Source organism: Janthinobacterium sp. 78 (assembly GCF_003096775.1).
Lineage (GTDB): Bacteria > Pseudomonadota > Gammaproteobacteria > Burkholderiales > Burkholderiaceae_D > Janthinobacterium > Janthinobacterium tructae.
In genome coordinates this window covers 3,304,578-3,317,106 of sequence record NZ_QENT01000001.1, presented here as the reverse complement: position 1 = coordinate 3,317,106, position 12,529 = coordinate 3,304,578, and the positions used below count along the sequence as shown (strand labels likewise).

Here is a 12,529-nt window from a genome sequence, read left to right as displayed (position 1 = left end):
ATCGGGCTGGCCGCACGGCATACAGCTTGATACCACTCAAATGATACCGATATATGACCCAAGCTTATCTCCCCCGCTCCCGCCTGGCCGGCGCCGTCACTGGCGCCCTGCTGCTGCTCGGCACCGCGCCCGTCCTGGCCCAGCACAACCAGCCGCTGGCCGGCAACGCCAGCGCCGTCCATTCCCTGCAGATCGCCGCCGGCCCGCTCGATGCGGCGCTGGAACAGCTGGCGCGCCAGGCGGGCCTGACGCTCACCTACCAAGCGAGCGAGCTGCGCGGCCTGCGCACGGCCGGCCTGACCGGCAACTACAGTGCCGCGGCCGGCCTCGAGGCGCTGCTGGCCGGCAGCGGCCTGGCGGCGCAGCAGCTGGCCCCCAACGATTTCGTCCTGCGCCCGCTGCCCAGGCCGGCGAATGCGGCGGATGGCGCGCAGCAACTGGCCGAAATCACGGTCACGGCTGGCGGTGTACCCGCGCTGGAAACGGAAGGCAGCGGCGCGTATGCGGCGGCATTGGCCGGCACGGCCACGCGTTTTACCCTGTCGCCACGCGAAACGCCGCAATCGCTGACCGTCATCACGCGCCAGCAGATGGATGACCAGGGCGTCCTCAGCCTGGCCGACGTGCTGCAGCAGACGCCGGGCGTGACCGTCTCGCACGACGATTCGGAGCGCTACAACTACTATGCGCGTGGCTTCAGCCTGAACAGTTTCCAGTACGACGGCGTGCCCACCTTCGATTTCAGCACCAATTCGAACGGCCTGGGCATCCGCGACATGGCCATCTACGACCGGGTGGAGGTGGTGCGCGGCGCGAATGGCCTGATGAGCGGCGCCGGCAGTCCGGCCGGCGCCGTCAACCTGGTGCGCAAGAAACCCACGCGCCAGTTCCAGGCGTATGCGCAGGCGGGCATCGGCAGCTGGGACCGCTACCGGGCGGAAGCCGACGTCTCCGGCCCCCTGAATGCGGACGGCTCCGTGCGCGCGCGCCTCGTGGCCGCGCACCAGGATCACGGCTCCTACATCGACTATTACCAGCAGGACAAGAGCGTGGTCTACGGCGTCATCGAGGCCGATCTGACGCCGCGCACGCGCGTGCTGGCCGGCATCGACTACCAGAAAATCGATTCCAAGGGTTCGTCCTTCGGCCAGAATCCCCTGTTCTACACGGATGGCAGCCGCACGCGCTTCGAGCGCGCCTTCAACCCCGCCGCGCGCTGGACGCACGCGGACAGCACCAGCACGCGCCTCTTCGCCGCCGCCGAGCACCTGTTCGACAATGGCTGGCAGGTGAAGGCGGAAGCGAGCCACTGGAAAGGTGATACGGACCAGTTGCAAGCGAACATCATCAGCTGGGGCCCCTATCCGGACCCGGCCACGGGCCTGGCCACGGTGCAGCGGGGCGCAAAAACTTATGGCATCGACAGCAATTCGCTCGATGCCTACGCCACGGGACCGTTCCAGTGGCTGGGCCGCCAGCATGAACTGGTACTGGGCGTCAACGCCAGCCACCGCAAGTCCGACTACGTGGCTTATCGCGGCGGCAATGTGGCAATCGATTACCGTCACTGGAACAACAACGTGCCCCTGCCGTCGAGCATGGCCGTCAGCCAGACGCAACAATACAGCTTCAAGGAATATGCAGCGTATGGCGCGGCGCGCTTCAAGCCGGCCGATGGCTTGTCGCTGATCGTCGGCAGCCGCCTGAACAGCTATGAACGCACGGGCGAGCTGATCTACGGCTCGGGCGACACGGGCCGCGACGACGCGAAGGAAAAACACCGGCTGGTGCCGTATGCGGGCGCCGTCTACGACTTGAACGGCACGTATTCCGCCTACCTCAGCTATGCCAGCATCTTCGAGCCGCAATCGGTCAGCGACGCCAATGCCAGGGCGCTGCCGCCCACCACGGGCAAGTCCTGGGAAAGCGGCATCAAGGGCGAGTTTTTCGAGCGCAAGCTGAACGCCAGCGTGGCTATTTTTCACATCCAGCAAGACAACCTGGCCGATTACGTGGGCACGGACGCCAACGAACGCGAAGTCTACCGGCCCATCGACGGCACCACCACGCGCGGCGTGGAACTGGAAGTGGCCGGCCAATTGCTACCTGGCTGGCAGGTGCAGGCGGGAGCGACGTTCAGCCGCCCGCGCGACAAGGATGGCCAGCGCATCGATACGACGCGCCCCGAACGCAGCTTCAAGCTGGCGACCAGCTACCGCCTGGGCGGCGACTGGCACCGCCTGAGCGTGGGCGGCAATCTCAACTGGCAAGGCCGGACGTATTACCACACGGTCCTGGCAGACGATGTGCCGGCGCGCGCCGACGAAGGCAGCTTTGGCGTGGCGGGACTGATGGCGCGCTACGAGTTCAGCAAGCGGCTCAGCGCCGTGCTGAATATCAATAATGTCTTCGACAAGCGCTATTACAGCGGCTACGGCCTGTACGGCAGCGGCCACTATGGCGATCCGCGCAACGCGCAGCTGACCTTGCGGGCCAGCTTCTAGCCCGCGTACGCCCGCTTGATCTCGTCAATGTCGATTTTCTTCATGCCCATCATGGCTTTCATCACCCGCCCGGCCTTGACGGGATCGGGGTCCGTCAGCAGGCGGATCATGAGGGTGGGCACGATTTGCCAGGACACGCCGAACTGGTCCTTGAGCCAGCCGCATTGCTGCGCTTCCGGCGGCCCGCCCTGAGACAGCTGCTTCCAGTAGTGGTCGACCTCGTCCTGGGTTTCGCAATTGACCTGGAACGAGATCGCCTCGGAAAACTGGAACAAAGGGCCGCCGTTCAAACCCGTAAACGTCTGGCCATCGAGTTCGAACGCCACCGTCAGCACGCTGCCCGGCGCCTGGCCGTGGATTTCCCTGCCTTCCTCGCCATAGCGCAGGATCTGGCCGATCTTCGAATTGGGAAATATTTCCGTATACAACCGGGCCGCCGCCTCGGCGTTGCCGTTGAACCATAAACATGGGGTAATCTTTTGTACGCTGTGCATGATGTCTCCCTGGTCCGGTGTGTGGATTTGCACCTCTAATATAGTCACTATGGCGCCGCCATGGCGCGCAATGTGGCCAAGGCGCAGGCATCAGCCTCCAAAATGTCGATCCTGTAACTGCTGCACCAGGAAATCAATAAACACGCGCAAGCGCGGCGGCAGGTGGCGGCTGGCCGGCCACAGCAGCCAGAATGCCGTATGCGCCTGCGTATGCTCGTCCAGCAGCGAGACCAGTTGCCCGGCCGCCAGCTCGCGCTGCACGGCAAAAGCAGGCAAATAGGCGATGCCCTGCCCCTGCATGGCCAGGAAGACGCGCATTTCCACGCTGTTGCAGACCATGCCGGGCGCCGGCTGGACAGCCTCGTCCGACAGCGGCCACTGTTCCAGGCGGCCCGTGGCGGGAAAACGGTAGTCCAGGCGCGCGTGGCGCAGCAGCGCGGCACCGTCGGCGGGCCAGCCATGGCGCGCCAGATAGGCGGGCGAGGCCACCAGCAGGCGGCGAAACGTGCATAGTTTGCGCCGCATCAAGCTTGAATCGGCCAAGTCGCCCGTGCGTACGGCGGCGTCAAAGCCGTCGCTGACGATATTGACCATGGCGTCGGAGAAATCGAGGTCGAGTTCGATGGCTGGATACGCTTGCATGAAGGCGCCGATGGCCGGCTCGAACAGGCCGCTGTAGCGTGGCAGGCTGATGCGCAGGCGGCCGCTCGGTGCGCCGCCCGACTCGCCCAGCTCGCGCTCTGCCGCTTCCACCTCGGCCAGGATGCGCTTGCAGCGCTGCAGGAATTTTTCCCCTTCCGCCGTCAGCGCCAAATGCCGCGTGCTGCGCTGGAACAGGCGCGCGCCCAGCCGCGCCTCCATGCGCGCCACGCTCTTGCCAACGGCCGACGACGACAATCCCAGCAGCCGGCCCGTGGCCGAAAAACTGCCGCTGTCGGCCACCTGCACGAACATGGCGATGCCACCCAAGCTATCCATTTGCGCTCCATTGAAGACATTTTTGTCCGATATGTTCGTCAGTTTAGCCCATTTTTCTTCAATGCCGGGCGCGCCATACTCGCCGCTTCTTCTTTCCGAGCCGACACCCATGCCCTACTCTTCACTTCTTTCACTCCCCCTGCAAGTGCTGGCCGCCTGCCTGACGGGCTTGCTGATTCCCCTGTGCTTCACGGGCCCGGCCGTGGCACTGCCCGCGCTCGGCGCCGAATTGCACGGCAGCGCCGCCGCGCTGAACTGGGTCATCAATGCGTATATTCTCAGCTATGGCAGCGCCATGATGGTGGCCGGCAGCCTGACGGACGTGCTGGGACGGCGCCGCGTCTGGCTGGCGGGGCTGGCGCTGTTTTGCGTGGCGACCCTGGCCATCGCCCACGCGCCCTCCGTGGCATGGATCGCCGCGCTGCGCTTCGTGCAGGGCCTCGGTGGCGCGGCCGCGTTCGCCGCCGCCATGTCGTCGCTGGCGCCGCTGTTCCACGGCGCGGCGCGCAGCCGCGTGATGAGCGTGCTGGGCACGACGTTCGGCCTGGGCCTGGCCTTCGGTCCGCTGGCGGCCGGCGCCATGCTGGCGCTGGCCCGCTGGCCCGCCATCTTTTACGCCACGGCCGTGCTGGGCGCCATCGGCATGCTGCTGGTATGGGGCAGCGTGCCGGCCGATCCGCCGCGCGGCAGGGGCCGGCTGGACTGGCCTGGCGCCCTCAGCTTCAGCGCCGCGCTGGGCCTGTTGACCCTGGGCATGCTGCTGGTGCCCGAACACGGCTGGCGCAGCGGGGCCGTGCTGCTGCCCGTCGCCGCGTCCATGCTGCTGTTCCTCGCCTTTGGCGCCATCGAACGCCGGACGGCGCAACCCCTGCTCGATTTAACGCTGTTCCGCCAGCGCCGCTTTATCGCCGTGCAAGTGCTGGCCGCCTCGCCCGCCTTCCTGTTCATCGTGCTGATCGTCATGCTGCCGGGGCGCTTCATCGGCATCGATGCTATGTCCGCGCTGGCGGCGGGCCGTTTGATGATCGCCCTGGCCGCGCCGCTGCTGCTCGTGCCCATGCTGGCGGCGCTGCTGTCGCGCTGGATCACGGCCAGCAGCGTGTGTGCAGCGGGATTGCTGCTGGCGGCGGCGGGCCTGGCCTGGCTGGCGCAGGTGCTCGGTGGCGGTGACGCTGGCACATTGGCCGGCCCCCTGCTGCTGATCGGCGTGGGTATCGGCTTGCCGTGGGGCTTGATGGATGGCATGGCCCTGAACGTGGTGGAGACGGAGCGGGCCGGCATGGCGACGGGCATCTTCAATACCGTACGCGTCAGCGCCGATGGCGTGGCGCTGGCCCTGGCGGGCGCCATGCTGGCCGGCCTGATCGGTGCAGCCCTGGCGCAGCAACTGCCGGCAGACCTGCCCGTGATGGCGGCCGCCAGCCGCGCAGCGCTCGGCGATATCGCGCAAGCAACACAACTGCTGGGCGGCCACGAAGCGCTGCTGCGCGCCAGTTATGACGCCGCCTTCCGCCAGCTATTGCTCGGCCTGGCGGGGCTGGCCGTGGCGCTGGCGGCGCTGGTGCCGTATTTGCTCAGGAAGGATGGGACTCAGGCGTCGAGGCCATAAAATACGGCGATGAGGATGGCGATATTGTTGCAGGCGCGCGAGAATGTCGTTGTCGCATAGGCAACAGCCACGCCGGGAGCACGGTAGCGCAGGTAGACAAAGCTGAACATGGCGCCCGAGCCCAGCGCGACGATGGCGTGCAGCAAGCCGCCGCTGATGAAATGCACGATGGCCCACAGGAGGGCGCCGATGACAATGCTCAGCTGGCGGCTGGCGCCCAGGCGCTTGAGGATTTCCAGCGGCAGCAGCTGGCCGAGGAAGGTTTCCAGGATGGGAGAATAGATGACGACCCAGAACACCAGCAGGGGCAGCGACATTTCGTGCTTGAACTTGGCCAGGCCCGTGTGCGCGCCCCAGTAGGCGGGCGGCAACAGCCATTTGGTGAGGAACAGGATGGCAAAGCACAGCATGCAGGTGAGTAAACCCCAGCCCAGTCCGGCAAGGGCCAGCTGCAGCACGGGCGGCGCCGCTTGGTCGTCGTCCGGGCTGGATAGATCGTGGCTGCTGCGCACTTGCATGAGAAGTCCTGGCGGTGATCCAGCTCTCATTGTAGCGCGTAATACGGCGGTTGGCGCGCGGCACATGGCGCGCCGCGCTGCTGCGCTATTGGCCTCAGGCCGCCAGGCGCAAAGGACCGTTGGCCGGCTGGGCCAGTTTGAAAATGCCCACTTCCTGTTCCAGCTGCGCCGCCTGCTGTTGCAGTTCGTGCGCGGCGGCGGCCGCCTGTTCCACCAGGGCCGCGTTTTGCTGGGTGACGCGGTCCATGTCGACGATGGCGCGGTTGACTTGCTCGATGCCGGCGCCCTGCTCCTGCGTGGCGTGGCTGATATCGGCCATGATGCCCGTCACCCTGCCAATGCCGGCCACCACCTCATGCATGGTGGCGCCCGCCTGCTCGACGAGCACCGTGCCCGTACCCACCTTGCTGACGGAATCGTCGATCAGGGTCTTGATTTCGCGCGCGGCGGCGGCGGAACGCTGTGCCAGGCTGCGCACCTCGGTGGCGACGACGGCAAAGCCGCGCCCCTGCTCACCGGCGCGCGCCGCCTCCACGGCCGCGTTCAAGGCCAGGATGTTGGTCTGGAAGGCGATGCTGTCGATCACGCCGATGATGTCGACGATCTTGTTCGACGAGGCATTGATCAGGCCCATGGTATGCACCACTTCGGCTACGGCCTTGCCGCCCTGCTCCGACACCTTCGACGCTTCACGCGCCAAATGATTCGCCTGCTGCGCGTTGTCCGCATTCTGGCGCACGGTGGAGATCAGTTCTTCCATCGACGAGGCCACTTCTTCCAGCGAACCGGCCTGCTGCTCCGTGCGTTGCGACAGGTCGCGGTTGCCCGAAGCGATCTCGGTAGAGGCCGTGGCGATGCTTTCCGTACCGAGGCGCACCTTGCCGACGATGGCAGCCAGGTTATCGCGCATGGTTTTGATGGCGAACAATAAACTGCTGTCGTCGCCATCGCGCGTGTGCACGTCGATGGCCAGTTCACCGAGCGCGATACGGCCGGCAATCGAGGCCGCATACGCGGGTTCGCCGCCCAGCTGGCGCAGCAATCCCCGCGTGATGACGGTGGCGACCGCAATGCAAATGAGCACGCTGAGCGCGGCCAGCACACCGATCCAGCGCAGCGACTGGCCATAGATGGCGCGCGCGGCCACACTGGCTTGCTCCGATTCGCGCTGCACGCTTTTCAGCACCGTGTCGATGTCGGCGACGATCTGGCGCCGCAACGGGCTGCACTCCTCGACGAGGAAGGTGCCGTACTGCTCCATCTGCCCCGTGGCGCGGAACTGGCGCGGACGCTGCAATTCCTGCGCCATGGTTTTCAGGCCCGCGCTGACTTTCTCGAACTGGGCATCGCCGGCAAACTTTGGCGCCAGCCGGGCCAGCGCTTCCAGGTACAGCGCCTTCTGACTGTCGAGGATGGCCAGCTCTTTTTCAGCGGCGGCCTGGTCGTGGAAGATATACGCGTTGCGGGCGGCCATGCCGGTCTGGTCGAGCGCTTCGCGCGCCACGTACAGGGGGTCGAGTTTTTCCAGTTGCACTTTTTCTTGCGCATCCATGGCACCGGAGATGGCGCCGATGCGCAGCAGCGCGAAGGCGGCCAGCACCAGCATGAGTACCACCAGCAGCCCGAAGCCTGCGCTCAGGCGCGCGCCTATCGTCAAACGATTGAATGACATCATTGTTGTTATTGCCCTGTAATAAAGTTGATTTTTGCCGGTTCCGCTAGAACCGGGCGATCTGCTCGCCGTCGTGTTGCCTTTCCCGCATGACGCAGGATGGGTTTCTAACTGGCGTTTTTTGGGCAGTCAGCTTCTAATGTCGGGCAATGCAGGCGTGCGGGAGACACCCCACGCCATACAACAGCACACTGAATTATAAGCGAACAGCGTTATGGATGATTCCACGCGCTCACTTTTAATGCTTTGATGCAAGTCAAGGAGCGTCGATGACGGCCATGGTGATGCGCGAGATGCAGCACAGTTTGCCGTCCTCGTCGACGATGCGGATTTCCCAGACCTGGCTGGTTCGGCCCCGGTGGATCGGCGTGGCGCGCCCCGTCACGTGGCCGCCGCGCACGCCGCGCACGTGGTTGGCGTTGATTTCCTGCCCCACGCTGACATGGCGGCGATTATCCAGGCAGGCATTCGCGGCCATGCTGCCCAGGGTTTCGGCCAGCAAGACGGAAGCGCCGCCATGCAGCAGTTTGAATGGCTGCATGGTGCGGTGGTCGACGGGCATGCTCGCCTCGATCCAGTCGGGGCCGACGGCCGTGAAGACGATGCCCAGGTGGCGCATGGCCGTGCCCTCGCTGGCGGCGTTGAGCGTGGCCAGGTCGAGCGGTGCGTGCCAGATTTCCATGATTACCTTGGATAAGTGTAGAGAAAAAACCATTGTAGGGCAGCCGGCGCGCACGCGCTGCTTCATCCTTCCTTCACCGTGGCACGGGGTGGCACGGACATTAACTGGTTATAATTGCCCCATTCTTAAAAAACGAGGTTGTGTATGAAGTGGGCCTTGCTGGGCATTTTTGTGTTTTCTGTTTTACATATTCATTTTCGTGGCAAGGTACGCCTGCCGTTTCGCCGCCAGATCTTCGATCACTCCTCGTTCATGGCGCCGCTGAACCTGTTCATGCACACCTTTTCCAAGGTGCCGGCCACGCCATATCTTTCCGTCGATCAATTTCCGGAACTGGCGCCGCTGCAGCAGAACTGGCAAATCATCCGCGATGAAGCGCTGCGCATGCAGGAAATGAAAAAGATCAAGGCGGCTGAAAAGAACAATGACGTGGGTTTCAACTCCTTCTTCAAATATGGCTGGAAGCGTTTCTACCTGAAATGGTATGACGCGAATCACCCGTCGGCACAGCAAATGTGTCCGCAAACCTATGCGTTGCTGCAATCGATTCCCTCGATCAAGGCAGCCATGTTCGCGGAACTGCCGCAAGGCGGCAAGCTCAACCCGCACCGCGACCCGTTCGCCGGTTCCCTGCGCTACCACCTGGGCTTGCAGACGCCGAACGACGACCGCTGCTTCATCGACGTCGATGGCGAACGCCACAGCTGGCGCGACGGCCAGGCCGTGATGTTCGATGAAACGTATATCCACTGGGCCCGCAACGATGCCGACAGCGACCGCATCATCCTGTTCTGCGACATCGAACGCCCGATGCGCTACCGCTGGGCGCAAGGCCTGAACCGCTGGCTGGGCCGCACCCTGATGACGGCCGCCGCCTCGCCCAACGAACTGGGCGACCAGGTGGGCGGCGTGAGCAAACTGTTCCAGATTTCCTGGACCATGGGCCAGTACCGCCGCCGCTTCAAGGCGTGGAACAAGACGGCCTACCAGGTCACCCGCGTGGCCCTCGTCGTGGGCGTCATCGCGCTGATCTACTTCATCTAGCAACAGTCCTTGCCTGTTTGATCAAACCGCCTTCGGGCGGTTTTTTTGTCATGCGATGCCACTGACCAGGAAAATTTTAGAAAATGACCGAACGCGACCGCCAGTATGATATCCAGATCGGCGACGATGCATGGATCGAATTCATCAGTCTTGACGGCCGCTATGACCAGGCCACCGACATTGATGCCCTGCTCGATGGGCTATGGCCGCTGATCTGCCGCCTGGAAACGCATTGCGACGCCGGCTGTTGCGGCATGGATGCCTACGATTTCACGCGCGAGGGTGTCGCTACGGCGCTGCTGGAACTCGATTGCGCGCACCTGCATGCGGCCTGCGCAGCGGCCAGGATCGCCGTGGCGGCAACCGCCAGCGATGTATTGCTGAGTAACACGATGAATCACTACGCCGATAAACGCGTGTTCCTGCAATTGCTCGCGCATCTGGACGAGTGCATCACCGCGCAGGATTGCGCAGGGGCTTGACCTTGCCAAGGCGGGAAGGTCCAAGGTAACGGTATTCAAGGAACTCAAGGAGAATCCCGCATGCCAAAAATCACCGTCCTGCCCCATCCCGAGCTGGCCCCCGACGGCGCCGTGTTCGACGCGCCAGAGAAAATGAGTATTTGCGACGCGTTGCAGCGCAATAAAATAGATATAGAACATGCCTGCGGCCAGGTGGGCGCCTGTTCCACCTGCCACGTGGTCGTGCTGCAGGGTTTCGACTCGCTCAATGAACTGGGCGACAATGAAGAAGACATGCTCGACCAGGCCTGGGGCTTGCAGCGCCACTCGCGCCTGTCGTGCCAGGCGCGCCTGGCACAGGAAGACCTGACGGTCGAACTGCCCAGGTACACCCTCAACCACGCCAAGGAATAGTCCCCGGCGCGCTTGCCTGCTTACCTGACCATGCTTACCACATGATCACGCGCTGCTCGGGCGGCAGATACATCGGGTCGCCCGGCTTGATGCCGAACGCTTCGTAAAAGCCGGGCTGGTTTTTCACGGTTCCCTTGGCGCGGAATTCGCCCGGCGAATGCGGGTCGCTCTTGATCTGCGCAATCGCCGCTTCCGGACGCAGTTTGGCGCGCCACTTCTGCGCAAAGCCGATGTACAGCCGCTGTTCGCCCGTCAAACCATCGATGACTGGCGACGGCTTGCCGTGCAAGGAACGCTGATACGCCTTGTAGGTGATCGACAGACCGGAATTGTCGCCGATGTTTTCACCCAGGGTCAGTTCGCCATTGATATGGTAGCCAGGCACGGGGCTGTAGGCGCCGTATTGCTTGACGAGGCCGGCGGCCAGCGCCTTGAAGGCAGTGCGGTCCTCGGCCGTCCACCAGTTGCGCAAACGGCCCTTGGCATCGTACTGGCTGCCGGAATCGTCGAAGGCATGGCTGATTTCATGGCCGAAAGTGATGCCCAGCAAGCCATAATTGACGGCATCTTCCGCTTTCACGTTGAAAAATGGCGGCTGCAAAATCGCGGCCGGGATCGTGATGGCATTCAGGGCCGGGCTGTAGCTGGCGTTGACGGTTTGCGGCGTCATCGACCATTCGTCGCGGTCCACCGGTTTGCCCAGCTTGCCCAGGTTTTGCTGGCGGCTCCAGGCGCGCGCGGCGCGCACGTTGGCGATCAGGTCGTTCGGCCGCGTCTGCATGCTGCTGTAGTCGCGCCATTTGTCCGGGTAGGCGATCTTCGGCTTCAAGGCTGCCAGCTTGAGCTGGGCTTCCTTCTTGGTTTCCGGGCCCATCCAGTCGAGCTGCTCGATGCCATCCTTGAACGAGGCGACGAAATTGTCGAACATGGCCATCACGCGTGGCTTCGTTTCCGGCGGCAGATACATTTGCACGTAGCGCTTGCCGACGGCGTCGCTGATGGCGCCATCCGTGAAGCGCAGCGCCAGTTGCCACTGCGGTTCGCTTTGCGGCACGCCGCGCAGCACCGTGCCGTCGAAGGCGAAGCGCTCCTTGACTGTGGCGCTGTCCAGGTTAGATGCATAGCTTTCGATGATGCGCCAGTTCAGATAGCTCTTCCACGATGCCAGCGGCACGGCGGCCACGGTCTCGGAAAACCCTGTCATGAAGCTGGGCTGGCGCACCACGGCCGACGAGGCTTTCGGCGCCAGGCCGGCGGCGGCAAAATAGGCGTTCCAGTCGAAGGCCGGCGCCAGTGCCGTAAATTTGTCGAAATCGACGCGGTTGTACGATTTGACGGGGTCGCGCATCTGCACGCGCGTCCACTGCACTGCCGCCAAACGCGTTTCGATGTCGAGGATCTGCGCCGCGTGCTCGGCAGCGGCTTTGTCACCGCTCATGGCCAGCATGGTTTCGATATGCTTGAGGTATTTGGCGCGCACGGCTTGCAGCTTGGCGTCGTCCTCCTTCAGGTAGTAATCGCGGTCAGGTAAGCCCAGGCCGGACTGGCTGATGTTGACCGTGTACTGCTCCGGGTCTTGCGCATCGGGCGCCACATAGGCGGAAAACGGCGTGGCGACGCCATTGCCCTGCAGGTAGGCGAACAGCGCCGGCAAGTCTTTCTTGTCCTTCACGGCGGCGACGCGGGTCAGTTCGGCGTGCAGCGGCTTGAAGCCGGCCGCATTGCGCGCCTTGTCATTCATGAAGCTCGTGTACAGGTCGGCGATCTTGTGCGCCTCGCTGCCGGGCTTGCCGGGGTTCTTGACGGTAGCATCGATCAGGCCGCGCAACTGGCCCTGGGCGATTTCGCGCAATTCGATATATGTGCCCCAGACGGATTTGTCGGCCGGGATATCCGTATTGCGGGTCCAGACGCCGTTGACGTAACCGTAGAAATCATCCCGGGGGCTGACCGCAGGGTCCAGGGTTTTCAGGTCGATGCCGGAGACGGGCGCGGTAGCATTGGTGGCTTGGGCGTACAGCGACGGCGACGAAAAGGCGAGCAAGGCGCAGCAGGCCGCGCTGATGAGTGAACGTTTCACGAAGATTCCTTTAATTGTTTTAACTTCATGTTGGAGAACATGCTGTGTCCAGGCATGGAAGGCCGGATTATAG

Annotated in this window: 11 protein-coding genes; 5 read left to right on the top strand and 6 right to left on the bottom strand. The window is 63.8% G+C overall.

Annotated features, from left to right (window positions below):
- Nucleotides 1-53: 53 nt before the first annotated feature.
- Nucleotides 54-2,504: a TonB-dependent siderophore receptor gene (locus C8C92_RS14545; RefSeq protein ID WP_116744348.1), complete on the top strand. Its 2,451-nt coding sequence runs from the start codon at nt 54-56 to the stop codon at nt 2,502-2,504.
- Here the strand turns inward: C8C92_RS14545 and C8C92_RS14540 are convergent.
- Both C8C92_RS14540 and C8C92_RS14535 read right to left on the bottom strand, forming a co-directional pair.
- Nucleotides 2,501-3,001: a VOC family protein gene (locus C8C92_RS14540; RefSeq protein WP_207781085.1), complete on the bottom strand. Its 501-nt coding sequence runs from the start codon at nt 2,999-3,001 to the stop codon at nt 2,501-2,503. The genes C8C92_RS14545 and C8C92_RS14540 overlap by 4 nt on opposite strands.
- 87 nt (nt 3,002-3,088) lie before the next feature.
- Nucleotides 3,089-3,976 (bottom strand): LysR family transcriptional regulator, encoded by an 888-nt coding sequence (locus tag C8C92_RS14535; RefSeq protein ID WP_116745966.1) that lies wholly within the window; start codon nt 3,974-3,976, stop codon nt 3,089-3,091.
- A 109-nt stretch (nt 3,977-4,085) separates the two neighbouring features.
- On the opposite strand from C8C92_RS14535, the gene C8C92_RS14530 reads away from it, so the two are divergent.
- Entirely contained in the window at nt 4,086-5,585 is a 1,500-nt protein-coding gene (locus tag C8C92_RS14530) for an MFS transporter (RefSeq protein ID WP_116744346.1), read from the top strand.
- Here C8C92_RS14530 and C8C92_RS14525 read toward each other — a convergent pair.
- From C8C92_RS14525 to C8C92_RS14515, 3 genes are all read right to left on the bottom strand, one after another.
- Complete coding sequence (locus C8C92_RS14525; protein ID WP_165829447.1) at nt 5,567-6,103, bottom strand: CPBP family glutamic-type intramembrane protease; 537 nt, start codon at nt 6,101-6,103, stop codon at nt 5,567-5,569. The genes C8C92_RS14530 and C8C92_RS14525 overlap by 19 nt on opposite strands.
- A 94-nt stretch (nt 6,104-6,197) precedes the next feature.
- Entirely contained in the window at nt 6,198-7,778 is a 1,581-nt protein-coding gene (locus C8C92_RS14520; protein ID WP_116744344.1) for a methyl-accepting chemotaxis protein, read from the bottom strand.
- 253 nt (nt 7,779-8,031) lie between these two features.
- Nucleotides 8,032-8,457 carry a hotdog fold thioesterase gene (locus C8C92_RS14515; RefSeq protein ID WP_116744343.1) on the bottom strand — a complete coding sequence of 142 codons (426 nt, stop codon included), beginning with the start codon at nt 8,455-8,457 and terminating at the stop codon, nt 8,032-8,034.
- A 144-nt stretch (nt 8,458-8,601) separates the two neighbouring features.
- On the opposite strand from C8C92_RS14515, the gene lpxO reads away from it, so the two are divergent.
- From lpxO to fdx, 3 genes are all read left to right on the top strand, one after another.
- Entirely contained in the window at nt 8,602-9,501 is a 900-nt protein-coding gene (lpxO, locus tag C8C92_RS14510) for a lipid A hydroxylase LpxO (RefSeq protein WP_070259823.1), read from the top strand.
- Between the two features lie 83 nt (nt 9,502-9,584).
- The gene (locus tag C8C92_RS14505; RefSeq protein ID WP_116744342.1) at nt 9,585-9,983 is read left to right on the top strand and encodes a DUF6331 family protein; all 399 of its coding nucleotides are present in this window, start codon (nt 9,585-9,587) and stop codon (nt 9,981-9,983) included.
- A gap of 60 nt (nt 9,984-10,043) precedes the next feature.
- Entirely contained in the window at nt 10,044-10,376 is a 333-nt protein-coding gene (gene fdx, locus C8C92_RS14500) for an ISC system 2Fe-2S type ferredoxin (protein ID WP_116744341.1), read from the top strand.
- A 34-nt stretch (nt 10,377-10,410) separates the two neighbouring features.
- Here fdx and C8C92_RS14495 read toward each other — a convergent pair whose 3' ends face one another.
- Entirely contained in the window at nt 10,411-12,456 is a 2,046-nt protein-coding gene (locus tag C8C92_RS14495; RefSeq protein WP_116744340.1) for a M13 family metallopeptidase, read from the bottom strand.
- Nucleotides 12,457-12,529 lie beyond the last annotated feature (73 nt).